Annotated in this window: 1 protein-coding gene; it reads right to left on the reverse strand. The window is 71.8% G+C overall.

Annotated features, from left to right (window positions below):
* Positions 1 to 48 precede the first annotated feature (48 nt).
* Positions 49 to 312: AI-2E family transporter (locus BIV03_RS05160; protein WP_139201864.1), on the reverse strand; the 264-nt coding region annotated here is incomplete at its 5' end.

The raw sequence follows: 312 nt of genomic DNA on the forward strand, positions 1-312 counted from the left end.
GATCGACTGGCGGAACGTCGAACACGCGGCGGAAAGCCGCCGCGCGCGTCAGCGCGCCTCGGCGGACTCCACGCGCTTCTGCCGCCACGGGCGCGCCGGCTTGTCGGGCCCGTCCCACACCTGCACGACGCCCCACGCGGCGGCGAGCAGCGGCACCGAGATGATCGCGCCGGTGATGCCCGCGAGCACCGTGCCGGCGGTCAGGCCGATCAGGATGACGAGGCCGTGCAGCTTGAGCGTCTTGCCCATCAGGACGGGCTGGAGCAGGTTGCCCTCGAGCTGGTTCACGAGGACGACGATGCCGACGACGAT

It is taken from the genome of Curtobacterium sp. MCBA15_016 (genome assembly GCF_001865105.1).
Classification (GTDB): domain Bacteria; phylum Actinomycetota; class Actinomycetes; order Actinomycetales; family Microbacteriaceae; genus Curtobacterium.